The sequence below is a fragment of the Bacillus sp. FSL M8-0256 genome, from assembly GCF_038005765.1.
Classification (GTDB): Bacteria; Bacillota; Bacilli; order Bacillales; family Bacillaceae; genus Bacillus; species Bacillus safensis.
Window position 1 is genome coordinate 3700993 of record NZ_JBBOTU010000001.1, and the last position, 15681, is coordinate 3716673.

Annotated in this window: 18 protein-coding genes; 2 read left to right on the top strand and 16 right to left on the bottom strand. The window is 42.8% G+C overall.

Annotated elements, in window-relative coordinates; translation table 11 throughout:
- Positions 1-21: 21 nt before the first annotated feature.
- The 5 genes from NSQ76_RS19150 to NSQ76_RS19170 all read right to left on the bottom strand — a co-directional run bounded on the left by NSQ76_RS19150 (position 22) and on the right by NSQ76_RS19170 (position 5530).
- Complete coding sequence (locus NSQ76_RS19150) at positions 22-351, bottom strand: PTS lactose/cellobiose transporter subunit IIA (RefSeq protein ID WP_024423898.1); 330 nt, start codon at positions 349-351, stop codon at positions 22-24.
- Between the two features lie 19 nt (positions 352-370).
- Positions 371-694, bottom strand: a complete 324-nt coding sequence (locus NSQ76_RS19155; protein ID WP_024427519.1) for a PTS sugar transporter subunit IIB — start codon at positions 692-694, stop codon at positions 371-373.
- A gap of 12 nt (positions 695-706) precedes the next feature.
- Positions 707-2140, bottom strand: coding sequence for a glycoside hydrolase family 1 protein (locus tag NSQ76_RS19160; RefSeq protein ID WP_341055530.1), 1434 nt, complete (start codon positions 2138-2140; stop codon positions 707-709).
- 31 nt (positions 2141-2171) lie between these two features.
- Positions 2172-3482, bottom strand: a complete 1311-nt coding sequence (locus tag NSQ76_RS19165) for a PTS sugar transporter subunit IIC (protein WP_024423901.1) — start codon at positions 3480-3482, stop codon at positions 2172-2174.
- A gap of 89 nt (positions 3483-3571) precedes the next feature.
- Positions 3572-5530: a BglG family transcription antiterminator gene (locus NSQ76_RS19170; protein WP_327831104.1), complete on the bottom strand. Its 1959-nt coding sequence runs from the start codon at positions 5528-5530 to the stop codon at positions 3572-3574.
- A 137-nt stretch (positions 5531-5667) separates the two neighbouring features.
- On the opposite strand from NSQ76_RS19170, the gene NSQ76_RS19175 reads away from it, so the two are divergent.
- Positions 5668-5871, top strand: a complete 204-nt coding sequence (locus NSQ76_RS19175; RefSeq protein ID WP_024427523.1) for a hypothetical protein — start codon at positions 5668-5670, stop codon at positions 5869-5871.
- Between the two features lie 47 nt (positions 5872-5918).
- Here NSQ76_RS19175 and NSQ76_RS19180 read toward each other — a convergent pair whose 3' ends face one another.
- The 6 genes from NSQ76_RS19180 to NSQ76_RS19205 form a co-directional block, all read right to left on the bottom strand.
- A complete protein-coding gene (locus NSQ76_RS19180; protein ID WP_024423904.1) occupies positions 5919-6344 on the bottom strand; it encodes a YwqH-like family protein in 426 nt (141 codons plus the stop codon).
- Between the two features lie 287 nt (positions 6345-6631).
- Positions 6632-6895 carry a YwqI/YxiC family protein gene (locus NSQ76_RS19185; protein WP_024423905.1) on the bottom strand — a complete coding sequence of 88 codons (264 nt, stop codon included), beginning with the start codon at positions 6893-6895 and terminating at the stop codon, positions 6632-6634.
- A 37-nt stretch (positions 6896-6932) separates the two neighbouring features.
- Positions 6933-7358 (bottom strand): YwqH-like family protein, encoded by a 426-nt coding sequence (locus NSQ76_RS19190; RefSeq protein WP_024423906.1) that lies wholly within the window; start codon positions 7356-7358, stop codon positions 6933-6935.
- 295 nt (positions 7359-7653) lie between these two features.
- The gene (nhaC, locus tag NSQ76_RS19195) at positions 7654-9060 is read right to left on the bottom strand and encodes a Na+/H+ antiporter NhaC (RefSeq protein ID WP_341055540.1); all 1407 of its coding nucleotides are present in this window, start codon (positions 9058-9060) and stop codon (positions 7654-7656) included.
- 144 nt (positions 9061-9204) lie between these two features.
- On the bottom strand, positions 9205-10626 hold the full coding sequence (gene aspA / locus NSQ76_RS19200; protein WP_024423908.1) for an aspartate ammonia-lyase: 1422 nt from the start codon (positions 10624-10626) through the stop codon (positions 9205-9207).
- Positions 10627-10654: 28 nt separating this feature from the next.
- Positions 10655-11644, bottom strand: a complete 990-nt coding sequence (locus NSQ76_RS19205) for an asparaginase (protein WP_024427527.1) — start codon at positions 11642-11644, stop codon at positions 10655-10657.
- Between the two features lie 205 nt (positions 11645-11849).
- Between NSQ76_RS19205 and NSQ76_RS19210 the strand changes: the two genes are divergently transcribed.
- The gene (locus NSQ76_RS19210; RefSeq protein WP_024427528.1) at positions 11850-12197 is read left to right on the top strand and encodes a helix-turn-helix domain-containing protein; all 348 of its coding nucleotides are present in this window, start codon (positions 11850-11852) and stop codon (positions 12195-12197) included.
- 54 nt (positions 12198-12251) lie between these two features.
- Here NSQ76_RS19210 and NSQ76_RS19215 read toward each other — a convergent pair whose 3' ends face one another.
- The 5 genes from NSQ76_RS19215 to NSQ76_RS19235 all read right to left on the bottom strand — a co-directional run bounded on the left by NSQ76_RS19215 (position 12252) and on the right by NSQ76_RS19235 (position 15660).
- Entirely contained in the window at positions 12252-12716 is a 465-nt protein-coding gene (locus NSQ76_RS19215) for a helix-turn-helix domain-containing protein (protein WP_024423909.1), read from the bottom strand.
- Between the two features lie 99 nt (positions 12717-12815).
- Positions 12816-13343 carry a YfjD family protein gene (locus tag NSQ76_RS19220; RefSeq protein ID WP_327831106.1) on the bottom strand — a complete coding sequence of 176 codons (528 nt, stop codon included), beginning with the start codon at positions 13341-13343 and terminating at the stop codon, positions 12816-12818.
- Positions 13344-13364: 21 nt separating this feature from the next.
- Positions 13365-14123 (bottom strand): hypothetical protein, encoded by a 759-nt coding sequence (locus NSQ76_RS19225; RefSeq protein WP_341055546.1) that lies wholly within the window; start codon positions 14121-14123, stop codon positions 13365-13367.
- Positions 14124-14135: 12 nt separating this feature from the next.
- Positions 14136-15332, bottom strand: coding sequence for a DUF6861 domain-containing protein (locus NSQ76_RS19230; protein ID WP_341055549.1), 1197 nt, complete (start codon positions 15330-15332; stop codon positions 14136-14138).
- Positions 15333-15336: 4 nt separating this feature from the next.
- On the bottom strand, positions 15337-15660 hold the full coding sequence (locus NSQ76_RS19235) for a WXG100 family type VII secretion target (RefSeq protein WP_024427532.1): 324 nt from the start codon (positions 15658-15660) through the stop codon (positions 15337-15339).
- Between the last annotated feature and the right edge of the window lie 21 nt (positions 15661-15681).

The following is a 15681-nucleotide window of genomic DNA, read 5'->3' on the forward strand; positions in this document are numbered from 1 at the left end:
AAATTGGTTATTGATTGACAACTATTTTGACAGGGTATTCATTTTTTTACACATTTCGATCATTTCGATGGCGAGCAGATGAATGGTCTCTGTTGTGAGCATTTGATCTTCTGCGTGTATCAGCAGTAAAGAAAACGGAAGCTGTTCACCTGCCGCTTCTTTTTGAATCAGCGACAAGTGCAGGTTGTGGATGCTTCGAAACGCTTCCTCCCCTTTTTCGATCAACTGCTGCGCTTTTTCAAAATCATCAGCTCTTGCTAGACGAATCGCTTCTACATAATGACTTCTTGCCTCGCCTGCATGGGCAATGATTTGAAAGGCTGCTCCCTGCATTTCCTCTAATACCGTCATCTGCTTCTCCTCCAATTATTCAAGATTCATTTGCTAGTGTCAGTGCATGCTCTAGAATTTTTTCTCCGTTTGCTGTTCCGTATAATCTCACATTGACGACATCGACAGGGATTTGATAGGGTGCCGCCGTTTTTTCAGCTGCTTTTTTCATAAAACTAACTTGCGGTCCAAGTAAAATCGCCTGTACATCCTCTCCATGCTCTTCTAGTTCATCCGCAATGGCTCCTTCAGGTATAGCATAAATATAGTAATCCAGCCCTTTAGCTTCTGCGGCAGCCTTCATTTTGGACACCACAATGGACGTTGACATTCCTGCTGCACAAGCGAGAATGATTCGTTTCATTTCTCATCACTCCTATTGATAAATGACTTCTGTTTCAACCTGCAGTTCCCTTGTTTTGATTAATGTCTGGTACCAATACGCAGATGCTTTCAGCTGACGATTTCGTTCATTCTCCAGCTGGATTTCGACTAATCCGTAGCGGTTTTTAAAGGCATTCATCGGTGAGACATTGTCTGTAAATGCCCAAAGCATATAGCCTGTGCAATTTGATCCTTCTGCTTTCGCTTGAAGAGCCCGCTTCAAATGCTGGCTGATAAATGAAATGCGATACTGATCATCAATGATACCGTCTTCTGTTTTAAACCGTTCTTCCTTTTCGACACCCATGCCATTTTCGGCCACAAACCACTCAATATTTCCGTATTCTTCTTTTATTCTCATCCCCATATCATAGACAATCTTCGGGTAGATTTCCCAGCCTCTGAAAGGATTCATTTTTCTCCCTGGAAGCTCAAACATATCGTAATAATAGGATGGATGAAAAGGTGTTCCTTCGTTCCAAGCCTTACTCGGTGCCTTGACACGATGCGGATAGTACAAGTTAAGCCCAACGACATCCACCGTATGATTCTTGATGATCTGAAGCTCTTCCTCTGTCGACTCGAAAAGAATATCATGCTTTTTCAACACATCGATCAGTTCCTCTGGATACTCCCCTTTGATGGAAGGATCTAAGAACATTCGATTAAAAAACAAGTCATACATACGTGCCGCTTCTTGGTCATGCGGGGCAGACGATCTTGCATACGTCACTTCTGGATTGAGAATCACGCCGATTTTGGCTCCTGCCGATTCCTTCAACCCCATCTCCTGAAACAGCTTCACCACTTTTGCTGTTGCCAGTGCTTTATGATAGTTCCACTGCATCCATTTCTTCGTATTTTGCTCAAACGGATATCGGATGGCATCTAGATAAACACGTGTCTGGACAACAATCGGTTCATTAAAACTAAACCAATGCTTGACCCGGTCTCCGTAGCGCTCAAACACCTTTTCTGCATAGAGAACAAACAGCTCGACAACATGCTTTGATGACCATCCGCCGTACTTCTCAAGCAAAACGGCAGGAAGCTCATAGTGCTCTAAGCAAAACATTGGTTCTACACCTGCTGCGATTAATTCATTGATCAGATCATCAATGTAACGAGCATAGGCCTCATCCACTATCCCATTTTCGTAATCTATGAGAAACCTCGACCAATTGATCGATGTCCTGTAATGTGTCAGCCCAATCTCTTTCATTAAGGCTACATCTTCAGGGTAGCGCTCGTAAAAGTTTGTCGCACCAGCAGGACCATAGCCTTCGTGCCACACGTGATATCCTTCCTTATACCATAAGTCGATGTACGAGTCCTGATGCGCCCGCTTTCCCTTCCATCCTTCGGTCTGCCAAGCAGAAGCCGCAGCACCTAGGATAAAATCACTTGGAATCTCAATTCTGTTCATGTCGCCGCCTCCCTTTTCTTCGTCTGAATGTTTATTCTGAATCTGGTGCTGCTTCTGGCTTGCGGTTAGACAAGAGTACAAACGGTAAATAGATGAAAACAGCAACCACAATACAGATAAGCTGTGTGATGACAGCGCCCATACTGCCAGCGGTGGACAGCCATGCATTCACAAGCGGCGGTGTCGTCCACGGCACCATCACGACCGCTTTTCCAGCGAATCCTGTAGCCGTCGCAATATAACCAATCGTACCTGTCACAAGCGGTGTGACGATAAATGGGATCGCCATCACAGGGTTTAGCATGACAGGTAACCCAAAAATAACGGGTTCATTGATGTTGAACAGTCCGGGTCCTGATGAGAGCTTGGCAATACTTCGCATCTCTTCCCTTCTCCCAGCAATAAAAATCGCAACCAAAAGACCAATGGTCACACCTGAACCACCGATGCTCATATACACATCCCAAAACGGCATCGTGATGATATTCGGTATCTCTTTTCCCTCTTGAAATGCTGTCATATTCACTGCAATCGATCCTAATAAGAGCGGCTCCCGGATCGGCTTAATCATCTGGTTGCCATGGATGCCGATCACCCAGAAAAATTGCGCCACAAACATCAACGTTAAAATCCCAGGCAGCCCCTGTACAACACTTTCTAAAGGACGCTGCACCACGTTATACACTGCTTCATGCAAATAAATGCCTGTCACACGATGAAATGCAAAGCCGAATGAACTAATGATTGTAATTGTAATGATCGATGGGAAAAGTGACGAAAAAGATGTTGCCACATTCGACGGAACCGAATCCGGCATCTTAATTTGCAGCCATTTCACCTCGGTCAGCTTACAAAAAATCTCCACAGATACGATCGCAATGATCATCCCTAAAAATAAGCTTTTTGGATCAGAAAATTGTCTTGCCAACACGTCAACAACCTCACGCATCGATCCATCGACTTCAAGAAGAAGTGTCGTTGGAATAACAGATATAAATGAAATCAATGCCATCAATCCTGGGAACAGAGACTTGTGACCGTTGATTTTCCCAAGCTCAATCCCAATGAGGAACACAGCCCCAATGGTTAAAAAGTTCAGCGTGGCATAATTGATTGCCTTCATAATAGGCTGAAGCTCTGCTAAAAACCTGAATATCTCAAAATGAGCAAGCCCTGTCTCCGGGCTCATGATCATATTCGCCACCAGTACAGCAAAAGCTCCTGTAATGATGATCGGCATCAGTGTGACAAATGCCTGTTTAATCGCCATAATATATTTCTGGTTGGTGATGCGATAAGCCACATGCCCCATGACATCTGCCGCTTTCTCCTTGAAGCTCATGATCCGTCTCCCCCTTTGCAAAAACTCGTGATCATCCTCCTTTTTGATGATATTTTAAAAGCGCTTTCATTAACATCTAATCTTTTTCCTCACAGATGCGGAAATGGGTGCCGCATTTTTTCATTTGGATGCTCCAATACTTGAAGCGCAGCTGTCAGTTCTTCAAATGAAGCGGCTTTGATGAGTTGTTCCACCACTTCCTTCCGTTCTGTCAGCCGCACAAGAAATTGATAAAGCGACTGTAATTCTTTTTGATACGTCTTCTGGATGCTTAACAAGCATACGACTTGTACTCGATCTTCTCCCCACAGCACCGGTTTTTTCAACGTACAGATCGCACAAAACGTGTCATCTGTTGCCGGTTTAATTGGATGAGGAATCGCAACCAAATGACCGAAAGATGTGGGTGATACTTGCTCTCTTTCTAGCAATAATTGTTCAAACTCGTCTGGGATTCGATGCTGCTCCTTTAGCACGTTCACAAAAAATTGAAGAACCTCTTCTCTTGATTGAAGATCTTGCTGAAAAAATGTCAGCGCCGGACTCACATACCGCAAAACTCCTGTATCCTGTGAATTCTGCACAAATCGTTTCAGCCGCACAATATCATCGTCACTTAGAATCGTATGTACATCAATGACTGGCACCGGCAATGTATTCTGAAGCGGAATGGTACTAATAATAAAATCAATTCTTCTTAAATCATACAAAGGAAGTTCCCCGACACTTGCAGTTCCAGCGATCTCCAGCCTTCCGTTAAAAGCTGCCGTGAGTTTATGAAGAAGAAGCTGGCTGCTGGCGACACCCGTCGCACACACAATAAGACATGTCTTTCTTACATGCTGTGATTTTGTCCGCTCGATTGCAGCCCCAATATGAAGCGCCAAATATCCGATTTCATCCTCAGGAATTTCAACACCCTCTTTTTCCTTCAGCCATCTGCCCATATAAACACCCGCCTCAAACGCAATGGGATAATGCCTTTTAATGTCTGGTAAATAAGGATTTCGGATGTTCATATCGTATCTAAAGCGATGAATCGCAGAACGCAAATGAAGACTTAAACCAACGATCAGCTCCTTATCAAACTGAATATCAAGTGACATGTGCTCTTCTACATAAGCAAGCAATTGGTGAGTGAAACGAAAATGGTCTTCGTCCAGCAGATGAAATAGCGTATGGCCAGCCTCTCCATATGCCATCATCTTTGCTCCCATTAAGTGAATCGCAATGTACGCCATTTCAGATAACGGAAAATCAATCGCTAATACGCGGCGAATATCTTCTGCCATTTGTTGAGCTACCTGAAAAACTGGCTGCACTTGAATTTCTTTCAATTCCGCTTCTGGCATCTTGACCAGCTTTTTTTCTTCAATTCGTTTGCATGCGATGGCAATGTGGGTCACTAAATTACTTAAACCGATTTCTGATAGATGAAGTCCGGTAGCTTTTGTACGTGAACGCACGATGTCCTGAATCAATTGATACGTTTCTTCAGGTAACAGTGCAGCATTCGCATGCTCCTGCTGAAACACATGCTCTGCCATACAATATCTTAATTTCATTTCATCGCCTGTCAGACGAAGGCCATATTTAGGCCGGTGCGATATAGAAAGTCCATGCAATGAAAACAAGTGCCTGACAGCTTTCAAATCATTTTTCACTGTAGATTCACTCACAAATAATTCCTCTGCCAATCCCTCTAATTTGATATAGTCTTCTGACAGAAGCAGCCTTTTTAATAGATAAGCCACACGGTCCTCAGGCTGATTGGGAATGGACGGTTCCTTTTTCTCATTCCTTTCTCTCAGTGAGGTTTTCAAAAATGTACGAAATGCTCCATAATCTTCAACGCTCAATGTATACCCTGCCCCGCGTTTAATATGCAGTGCGGCACCATGTTCTTCTAAGATCACTTTAAGCGCTTTCATATCTGTGCGGATGGTTCGTGATGTGACTCCGATCACACGGGCAATTTCTTCACTTGTCAGTTCCTGCTCCGCTTGCATCAATCGTTTCAGAAGCTCCTCCTGACGTAGAGATAGCATGGGCTCTCCTCCCTTGGCATTTACTTTTGCCTATCATCATAAACGAAAATAGAACTCTTTGCCCAGTATTTCTTTCAAATCGGGAACCTAGATATGGCTCATTCGTATGAATATGAAACTAGAGGAGGGATGCTTTTATGTTTGTTGTCATTATCATATTAGCTTTTTTAGGAGCCATCATTGCCAGCTTGTTCGCATCAAATGATAAACGTGCATCTGCTAAGCGTTCTGCACATCATAGCTCAACGACAAGCACTTATACTGATTCGTATACCCATCACGCTTCTGAAGCCTCCTGTGGGAGTGATTCAGGTGACAGCGGCGGTGGTGGATGTGACTAAACAAAAAAACAGCCGCCTTTTAAGAGACGGCTGTTTCGTTTATGGTTTTAAAGAGCTTTCCAGCCCCGTTCAATCAAATGTTTAACATCCTTTGCAAAATCCTCGCCCTTTTCCATCACGTCCTGAGCTCTTCCTGCAAAGTTACTGGCAACAGCCAGCTCCATTTTTTTCAATTCAAAGTGTAAGATTTTTTGATCAATCTCTGTTATATATTTTTCATATTCATTGTTGACGACGTCGTGCATCACGCTGTAAGCATCTTTCCGGTGGCGATGAAAGTCGGTTCCTCTCTCGCCTTTCCATGACGAATCTAGTGCAGGCTTCTTAATTTCTTTGATATCTGACTGGGCAAGATCTTGTTCTGTTCGAATATTACTTTTGGCTGTCTTTAACCGAGAGATCATTTCGTCAAATTCTGCACGTTTGTTCTCAATTCCCATATGCAGATGGTGCAGCATCTCGGATAAACTCATGTCATCCACCTCTATCTGACCTCATACGAAAGCACGGCGTGAGCGCCTTTGGAAACCATCGACTCACTTGATTTTTCCAATCCTGACATTTCTATCGTTCTGCTTTCATTAAGTATAGTATAAGGCGAAAAGCCTCAGGCTTAAATAGGGAAAAGGTGTCCTTTTAGCGACGCGTTTGGAAGAAAAACGGAATAATACAAGGTCTTACACCCCTGATTTTATATGAGTCTTTAAGACTAGAATCATATTATGTCAATGGTACCCATAAATAAAAGCGATTGTGCTGATTATTTTGCAGCAATCGCTTCGTCTTGTTCTTTTAATGTTTTCACGTTAGAGCGTGTATCCTGAACATTTTTAATTAAGGCTTCTTTAAAGCTTGAGACCATTTCGCTCACTTCTGCTTCACGTGCCGTCCACTTGGTTACAAATTCAAGGCTGTTTTCACCCGCTTTATCTGCTGCTTTTTTCATCGCTAAAGCTTCGACGGCTTGGGAGACTTCATCTAGTTTATCCATAACTGTTTGGTAGTTTAACTTAATTTGTCCCATTGTGATATCCTCCAGAATTGTTCAGCATGAAACTTGTTTACAAGCTGCTCCATGCTTTTGAGATCAAGCGTTTTGCGTCCTCTACTGCGTCTTCTCCTTTTTCAGCAAGACGTGCGGCGTCTCCAGCTAAGGAACTGGCAAAGGATAACGCAGCTTGTTCTGCTTCTAATGTACTGATTTTGAATTCGATACGGCTCACGTAGCGTGGGTATTGGTCGTTCACGATCGTTTGCAGCGCATCATGTGCTTCATTTCGGTCTGTTTTGAAATCCTGGCTTCGCTCACCTTTCCAAGAGGTCCCAAGCTTTGGCTGCTTGATTTGCTTTAAATCTGTTTCTGCCGCATCTTGTTCACGTTCAACCTTGCTTTTCGCCTTTTTGAGTCGAGCGATTTTCTCTTCAATTTCTGCTTTTTTATTTGAAATGCCACCGTTAAGGGCAGACAGCATATCCGATAAGCTCATATGGGTTCCTCCTCCTGTCAAAAAATAAAAACGCTGCTTAGAGTCTCTCTAAACGAGCGCAAGGTGAATAGCACTTTTTCCAATATTGTTATTATAAGGTTCAAAGACTCATGTTTGAATAGGGATTTGTGCCCTTTTTATGGGATAAATATGCTTTCATTCTACTTCACACTACCCCTTTCGACCTCATTTATAGGAGGTCTAAACTCCTGTTCGTTTGCTATATGTCACATATAGTCTCACGGTCCTAGGACAAACAAAGCCGCCCCGTTCAGGAGCGGCTTTTGCAAACGGCTTATGAGGCCGATTCTTCTCTTTCTTGTTGATCTTTCACGTACCAAATGAATTTACCTGTATATCCGTAAATGATTGCAAGACCAATGGCAACAAAACTCAACCACATAAATGGTAAATAAGAGAATGTCGATACGCCGAGAATTCCTGCCATGTAAATACCGTTATCTGACCATGGAACCATACCAGACGTAAGCGTACCACCGACCTCAGCGTTTCTGGATAAAACTCGTCTGTCTAACTTTAATTTATCGTAGCTCTTTTCCATAATTTTTGGTGTAAGGATAATTGATACATACATTGCACAACCAAAAATGTTAGCAAAGAATGCAACAAGAATAGTGGAAAGAGTAACATTTCCCGCATTGTGCAGTTTTTTCTCAAAGGTTGAGACAATGACTTTCAATACACCCAGATGTTCCAATACTCCCCCAAAACCAAGCCCAAGAATAATCACTACCAAAGAGCCAAGCATGTTGACCATTCCACCACGATTGAGAAGCTGGTTTAGAAAGTCTACATCTGATTGAATTGAAAATCCATTGTATGCTGCACCAATTGCATCACTAGGATTCGCACCTTGAAAAGCAAAGGCCCAGATCGCCCCAAACAAAGCACCGATTGCAATAACCGGCAGAGCAGGCTTTTTCATGACAAGTAAAACCACAACAATTAGAGCTGGAATGAGCATCCATACATTAATATTGAATGTATCGAGCAATGCATTCTTTAAGTATTCAACCTTTTCTTGATCAATATTACGTCCTCCATAGATAAAACCAGTAACCGTAAACATAATAGCTGTAATAACAAAAGCAGGTATGGATAAGACCATCATCGCTCTTACATGCGCCAGAACTTCAACCTTCGATAAGGACGAGGCGAGAACTGTACTGTCTGACAGTGGAGAAAGCTTGTCTCCAAAATAAGCACCTGACAAGACGGCACCTGCAACGATTGGGAGAGGAATCCCTAAACCTTCACCAATGGCAATCATGGCAATCCCAGCTGTACCAACTGTTCCCCAAGATGTCCCTGTTGCGACAGACATAATGGCACAAATAATGAGTGTTGCCAGTAAGAAGATATTTGGATGAATAAATTCAAGACCATAATAGATCAGTGTCGGCACGACTCCGCCAGCGATCCAAGTTCCAATTAAAGCACCTACAGCAAGTAAAATCAAAACAGCATCTAATCCATTTGATATCCCTTTTGTAATAGCACCCTGTAAATCCTTGTAAGAGTGTCCTAAATGAAGACCAAGCCCAATTGCTAGAAACCAAGAAATAAATAAAGCCAGTTGAATATCCAAGTCAAAATAAATAGTAAATGATAAGACAATCGCCAAAAATAAACCTAGTACGGCGATGATCTCCACCATAGATGGCAAGCGAACCGATTTCAATGTTGTTTCCTCCCTTTGTGCGTGCGTTAAGCGTTTTCAAAATATTGTGAAAGAAGTGTGTCAATTCGAAAGAAAGTGAATTGCCTGTTTTTCTCTTTTTCACAGGCAATTCCACATATTAATAAAATAAAATTTTTGATATTATTATCGCTCTAGTAGCTCTGCACCCGCAATGCCAGGCTTTGTCATCTCAAATGGATTTAAGATAATATCAAGTTCTTCTTCCGTTAAAACATCGTACTGCAAGCAAAGATCTCTGATCGATTGTCCTGTTAAAATGGCTTCTCTTGCAATTCTAGCGGCTGCTTCATAGCCTAAGTGAGGGTTCACGGCAGTGATCACGCCTGCACTTTTTTCTACATATTCTTTCAAACGTATTTCATTTGCTTCAATGTCCGCTAAGCAATGATCTGTGAATGAGCGGAATCCGTTATTCATTATACTAATAGATTGAAGCAAGTTAAAGACCAGAACAGGTTCCATCACATTTAACTCAAGCTGGCCTGCTTCAGAAGCAAGACAGATCGTGTGGTCGTTCCCAATGACTTGGAATGCGATTTGGTTAATGAGCTCTGCCATGACTGGATTGACTTTCCCAGGCATGATGGATGATCCAGGCTGGCGGGCCGGCAATGCGATTTCAGCAAGACCTGCGCGCGGACCAGATGCCATTAAGCGAAGGTCATTGGCAATCTTAGACATGTTCATCATACATACTTTTAAAGCGGCGGATACTTCTGTGTAAGCATCTGTATTTTGCGTTGCATCTACGAGATGCTCTGCGCCTACAAGAGGAAGACCAGATATATCAGCGAGCTTCTTCACCACGATCTCAATATAACGAGGATCTGCGTTTAAGCCTGTCCCAACAGCTGTTGCACCCATATTGACTTCATATAAATGCTGTTTTGATTGGTTGATCCGCTTAATATCACGGCTCAGCACACGGCTGTAAGCTTCAAATTCCTGTCCCAAACGGATTGGAACAGCATCTTGAAGGTGCGTACGTCCCATTTTGATCACATGATCGAATTCTTTCGCTTTCTTTTGAAAGACGTCCTGCATGACTTGCATCGTTTCAAGCAGAATGTCTAACTGCTTGAGCACAGCAATGTGGATCGCCGTTGGGAATGAATCATTCGTTGATTGCGACATGTTCACATGTGTGTTTGGGCTTAAATGGATGTATTCACCCTTTTGATGTCCCATGATTTCTAGCGCTCTGTTTCCAATCACTTCATTGGCATTCATATTCATGGACGTTCCTGCGCCGCCTTGAATTGGATCGACAATAAAGTACTCGTGCAGCTTGCCTTCAATGACTTCGTCAGACGCTTGAACGATGGCATTTCCAATTCCCTCATATAAACGTCCAACTTCCATATTGGCTTGAGCTGCTGCTTTTTTCACGATGGCAAAGGCTCTAATTAGTTCCTCGTGCATCCGATATCCTGTAATCGGGAAATTCTCTTTTGCACGGAGGGTTTGAACCCCATAATACACGTCTGCTGGAATTTCTTTTTCACCAAGAAAATCCTTCTCATAGCGATAAGTTGCTTGAACCATCTCTTATGACCTGCTTTCTATAGAATAGTTAAATCACTAAATCTTCTGCGATTGGCGTTTCCATAATCTTTTTGACTTCTCTTGGATCTGTTGTTTTGCCTAGTGCCCACATCAGTTTCGGCACGATAGCTTCTGTATTCATATTTCTTGAACGTGCCACCAATTCTTGATTGATCTTGCGTCCTACCTCATACACACTCATGTCTTCTCCTTCTTCCAGACACTGAGTGGTGATGACAACAGAAATGCCTTCTTCCAGCAATTCGTTGATCTTTTCTAAAAGGTTTCTTCCTTCGAAAGGAATTCCGCCGCTGCCGTAGCTTTCAATGACAACGCCTTTGTACATGCTTTTGACTGCATCTAAAAACTCAGGCTTCAGGCCTGGGTGCAATTTTAACAGACACACATCTGTGTTCAAAGATGCATCTAATTTAAGCGGTTTCATTGGTGTTCTTTTTACTTTGCTATTGTATTCAATTTGATGGTTTTCAATTGATGCAATATATGGGTAGTTAATGCTTTCAAATGCATCGTAGCTTTTCGTTCTTAGTTTGATCGCACGTGTTCCTTGGATGACCCTGCCATCAAACACGACATACACGCCGCCAACACCGTCACATGCAAAGCGAATGGCATCTGTGATGTTTTTCTTCGCATCTGTTTTCTTAAAAGTAATCGGAATTTGTGAACCTGTAATCACGATCGGCTTATCAGGGTTTTGCAGCATATAAGACAGCGCTGCTGATGTATAGGCCATTGTATCGGTTCCATGAGTAACGACAAACCCGTCATACTGATCATAATTCTCATAAATGGCTGTTGCGATATCAACCCAGTATTCAGGCTGCATATTTGTACTATCTATACTCATTAGGGACTTTGTGTCCATTGTATATTCTGCATTAATTTCGTTTAAATAGCTCAAAAGATCCTCAGCTTTAACACCTGGAGCTAAACCATTTTCACTCTCTACAGATGCAATCGTCCCACCAGTCGTTAAAAGCAATAATTTCTTCAACAGGTCCACCTCTTTCGTAAAATTACTTCGTTTGTCACACATATTATAAGCTAGCTTGTGCTATTCTATAATATACGCTTTACGCGTACCTTCATTGCCATTATAGTCACATAACGCGAATTAATCAAGAAATTGTTACGCATAACGCGTACATTCTATGTCAAAATATGATATACTGTTGTTGTAAATAAAGGAGCGTTCATGTATGATACTCGATCGTTTAACCACCCTTAGAAAAAAGAAAAAATGGTCTCTCCAGCATACGGCAGATCGCCTAGGTATCGCCAAAAGCACCTATGCCGGTTACGAATCTGGGTACCGACGACCTTCGCTTGAAGCAGTGAAGCTGCTGGCTGATTTGTATGATACGTCCATTGATTTTTTACTTGGTAGAACGGACGAGCCAGAGATACAACGCAAAATCTCTGATATCAAAATTGAACTGACGGAAGCAAAAGAAGGAACCATTTATGTAGACGGCGTTCCCCTAAATGATGAAGAAATCAAACAGCTTGTTGCCTTTATTCGGGCGAAAAACACTCTAAAAGTATAAACACAGAAAAGAGAGGCACCTTATAAACAGGTGCCTCTCTTTCCTTTTCCAATCTCAATATGGAGAAGACAGCTGGCTTAATTCCTCTAGCCGCCGCTTCGCTTCTTCTTTATTAAACGAACTATAATAGCGATAATTCTCCTCATCTAAGATGCGGTAATGCTGACTAAGTACATTTTGCTGAAGGCGAAACGTGCCTTTTTTGACAGACGTCCTCCACCAAACCTTGCCGCCAATCGTACGCTCTACTGATAGATGTAATTCATCATGTGCCACAACTTCCAAAATCTCGAGCGGGTCATCCCCTAGGGTTCCTTTCAAAATGTCACTATCTCTGAATAATGCACATACGGCCGCGGATTGCGTCCAGTTGAGACGCAGCCTGTTTTTTTCAACCTGCTGTAGATGCCGTTTCGATAGACCAAGTACCTCCGCCATACGATCCTGCGTATAATCCTTTTCTTTTCGAATCCGTGCCATTTGTTCTGTGACGAGGTCGATTACCATCTCTTTATCCATCTCTCATCGCCTCTTTCGAGTGTTCAGTCTTTACTGACATCATACACGATTTCTTCGAAAAAGTGGCGCCTCATCCTATAGAATTCTGACAAAAACAGCTTAGTCGGTCTTCTCTTCTCCTTGGCCATGCTGCTGTCTCCAATTTTCTTGGGCTGTCTGATGTAAATATGGATAGATCTCCTGTTTGACGGTCTGTTCAAATACTTCTTCATCTAAAATGCTGTACGCCGGAATTTTGATCAATTTCCCATCTACTTTCCGAATGAGCACATCCATGAAAAGAAATCCTCTTATACTGTAACGATGCCTGCGCATGTCAATTGATTGAATATCTTGAAAAGGAATCATTCGCTCCCGGTGCAGCACAGCGCCATTCTCTCCGCGCTGAATGCGAAAAATCACATTTCCCCTCTTCGTAAAAGCAGGCAAAATTATCAAAAAGGAGATCCAGCCATAGACAATACCTAATAGTCCGCCTAAAAATAAAAACAATGTATAGTTCGATTCAAATGTAAGGGCTTCTGAAAATAACCAAATACCGATAATACCGAAGCCGCCCGTTGCTAAGAATGCCCATACTCTTAAAAAAGGTCTGCTCCTTACTTCTATTACTTCACTTGGATTCAAGCGTCATTCTCCTTTTCTCCATTAGAATATAGAACGTAACCCGTCTAGATGAGCCGTCTCAATGCGAAATTCATTTTCTTTTATTCCTGATACAAGCCACGATTGGTTCTCACCTGGAATCACAAATATCATGGACTCCACTTCCGGCGTATTATTTTTGTCATAGACGACCTTCATGAGGGAGTCCATCTTTCCTTTTCTCGTCTGTACATCAGAAACAAATGCCTTCACGAGCTCTTGATTCTCTGCTTTATTCAGAAAGGATGGCCACTCATTTTTCGCTTCGCTTGCTTGCTCTAACAGCATTTCAAATTCCTCTGCCTGCAGGCTGATGACAGGTTCAGGGTGATCATTCATCTGTATATTGAAAAAGGCTGTCACTTGCTCCTCTGCCTGCTGATCGCCTTCCAGTTTGCGAATCTGATGTACTTGTTGATCATAAAGCGTATGATGCGCATATACACCCGCCTGTGTTGTGTGAAAAGAGGTGCTGACTTCTTCATCTGTGTCTCCGAATTTAGATGCCTTGATCGTGTGAGAGGCATCATTCATCGCCTGGATGAAATGACGGTATTCCGCTTTATAACGGTATTGTCTGTTTCGAAATTCCAGTACACCTTTTGCAAGCAAAGAGCGGCACGCAATTTCAAATAAAAACCCAAGGCGCTCGTCCTCTACTTCAGGATAATAGGCCTCCTTTAAGGACATGCCTTGTTCAAAATAGCCTTCACTGTAAAAACTAAAGATGAGTTCCTCAATACTTAGACTTAGCTGATCCAACTTGATCTCTCCTTATCCAAAAGAAAATGCACCCTTAAAGAAATCGCCTGCACCCTTTATGAGCGAATCTGCGGTTTCTTTTGTTTTTTCTATCCCTTTATGTATCACTTGATTTGCCTGATCAATGGTATCATTCACTGCTTTCACACCTTGACCCGCCAGTTCGAATGCTTTTTTCCCTTTATCCACGACTGCATGAATCGGGTCCTTTAATTTCACTGCCATCTGTTCAGCAAAACCGGATGTCAGCTTGGCGACTTTTTCTCCAATAAATCCACCTACTGCTGAACCAATGGCGCCGCCAACAACGGTTCCAATCGGACCTGCAAAGCTGCCAAGAGCACCGCCGACAACGGCACCTGCGACAGAACCGCCAGCGATAAAGACCGTATTGTTCACTGCATTTCCAACAGCCTTTGCATTTTCACGCTTAAGAACTTCTGGCTGATCACCGAATTCTGCATAGTTCTCGGCAATTTTCAAACCACAGCCAACCGTTTCTGTTGCACCAGTGACAACAGTTGCAATAATGGCATTTCCTTTCGCAAATCTTGCACCATTTTTCAGAACAGACTTAATCGCAGCCGTGTCCTTCCAATTAATACTTCCTTTTGTAAAATCACGAACACTGTTTGTGAACGCAACTGTATCGTCAGGATAAAATTTTGTGAATTTCTTATGGACCAAGTCAGCCATCGGCCAGTTCGATCGTTTTAATAATTCTTTTTTACTCAGCCAAATCCTTGCTAACCGGTCAAATCTCGTTCCTTCTACCCGGCTGGTCAGATCAAGCAGCAGCTTTGAATGCTGCGCTGCATATCGGCCATTCTCTTTAATGAAGGTCGTCATCCCAAGCCCGTAATATTTCGCCTGCATCATCACGATACCAGCTAAGCTCGTGAGTGTACCATATTGATCATAGATACTGTACAATTTCCGCAATACATCATCTGCTTCGACCATTTTATCCGTTGCATGTCGAATGGCAATATCATCACTGCTCAATTTGCTGATTAATGCCTGTCCTGCTCCCCATGCATCCCCGACACCAGAAAAACAGCTTCTATACCGAGGATCGCAGCCTAAAATCAGCCCGTCCAGTTCACTATGTAAATCGCGGTGCTTCGTTTCAATGGCTGACAGCTCACCTACAAAATCATTCGCCAGCCCAGTCAGCTGATCTGGATCAACCACAATGTCACGTGCCATCACATCATCTCCCTTCTCGGTTTCTTTCTCTCCGTTCTTCTCGTCTCTTTCGCTCAAGCTCTTCCATTCTGGCAATTTCAGCTTTACGCTCCTCAATTTTAACCGCTGCATCCCGCAGTTCCTGACTTGTTTCAAGCAAATCTTTTTCAAATTGATCGTAGCGTGCCGTTGTTTCTTCAAAGCTTTGATCAAATTTATCCCTTGCTTCTCCCTGCCAGCCTGATCCTACTGCCTTCAGCCGATTTTCCAGCAGCTGCTTGGACTGCCGAATCTCATCAGCCGCTTCCTGAAACTTTTGAGCGAGTGCCAGCGTTTGACTAGAATCCAACTTTCGCACCCCTTTCTCCCA

What these genes read in the sequence shown, in the direction of transcription:
- NSQ76_RS19150 (WP_024423898.1), bottom strand. Translation starts at nt 351, where the DNA reads ATGACGGTATTAGAGGAAATGCAGGGAGCAGCCTTTCAAATCATTGCC.
- NSQ76_RS19155 (WP_024427519.1), bottom strand. Translation starts at nt 694, where the DNA reads ATGAAACGAATCATTCTCGCTTGTGCAGCAGGAATGTCAACGTCCATT.
- NSQ76_RS19160 (WP_341055530.1), bottom strand. Translation starts at nt 2,140, where the DNA reads ATGAACAGAATTGAGATTCCAAGTGATTTTATCCTAGGTGCTGCGGCT.
- NSQ76_RS19165 (WP_024423901.1), bottom strand. Translation starts at nt 3,482, where the DNA reads ATGAGCTTCAAGGAGAAAGCGGCAGATGTCATGGGGCATGTGGCTTAT.
- NSQ76_RS19170 (WP_327831104.1), bottom strand. Translation starts at nt 5,530, where the DNA reads ATGCTATCTCTACGTCAGGAGGAGCTTCTGAAACGATTGATGCAAGCG.
- NSQ76_RS19175 (WP_024427523.1), top strand. Translation starts at nt 5,668, where the DNA reads ATGTTTGTTGTCATTATCATATTAGCTTTTTTAGGAGCCATCATTGCC.
- NSQ76_RS19180 (WP_024423904.1), bottom strand. Translation starts at nt 6,344, where the DNA reads ATGAGTTTATCCGAGATGCTGCACCATCTGCATATGGGAATTGAGAAC.
- NSQ76_RS19185 (WP_024423905.1), bottom strand. Translation starts at nt 6,895, where the DNA reads ATGGGACAAATTAAGTTAAACTACCAAACAGTTATGGATAAACTAGAT.
- NSQ76_RS19190 (WP_024423906.1), bottom strand. Translation starts at nt 7,358, where the DNA reads ATGAGCTTATCGGATATGCTGTCTGCCCTTAACGGTGGCATTTCAAAT.
- aspA (WP_024423908.1), bottom strand. Translation starts at nt 10,626, where the DNA reads ATGGTTCAAGCAACTTATCGCTATGAGAAGGATTTTCTTGGTGAAAAA.
- NSQ76_RS19210 (WP_024427528.1), top strand. Translation starts at nt 11,850, where the DNA reads ATGATACTCGATCGTTTAACCACCCTTAGAAAAAAGAAAAAATGGTCT.
- NSQ76_RS19215 (WP_024423909.1), bottom strand. Translation starts at nt 12,716, where the DNA reads ATGGATAAAGAGATGGTAATCGACCTCGTCACAGAACAAATGGCACGG.
- NSQ76_RS19230 (WP_341055549.1), bottom strand. Translation starts at nt 15,332, where the DNA reads ATGGCACGTGACATTGTGGTTGATCCAGATCAGCTGACTGGGCTGGCG.